Genomic DNA, 271 nt, shown 5'->3' with positions numbered 1-271 from the left:
TTGTTTCTTTTTCAGATAAAGCTGATATTGCATTTTGATGCAGATGATTTGCTTCAGAGAATTGATATTTCGGATACTCTTTTAAAGCTTCCTTGAATTGCTGAGTCGAAATATGTTTATCCATGTCAATAGTAGCTTCTCCTTTTGGCAAATCAATAGTTACATTTTTTACCCCTTGTACTTTTGATAAAAGGCCTTGCACTTTAGCCTGGCAACCGGTACAGGTCATACCGGTGACGGAATATGTATGTGTCATAGTTTATTAATTAAC

The 271-nt window shown here is 35.1% G+C and carries 1 protein-coding gene; it reads right to left on the bottom strand.

The genetic code is table 11. From position 1 onward, the window contains the following. Window positions 1–256 (bottom strand): heavy-metal-associated domain-containing protein (locus tag CWC11_RS21800; RefSeq protein WP_138684246.1); only part of this gene is annotated, 256 nt, incomplete at its 3' end. Window positions 257–271: the final 15 nt, after the last annotated feature.

Source organism: Pseudoalteromonas sp. S3178 (assembly GCF_005886985.1).
In the GTDB taxonomy this organism is placed as follows: domain Bacteria; phylum Pseudomonadota; class Gammaproteobacteria; order Enterobacterales; family Alteromonadaceae; genus Pseudoalteromonas; species Pseudoalteromonas carrageenovora.
Note: the sequence above shows the minus strand (reverse complement) of the source record. Positions and strands in the feature narration are given on the sequence as shown.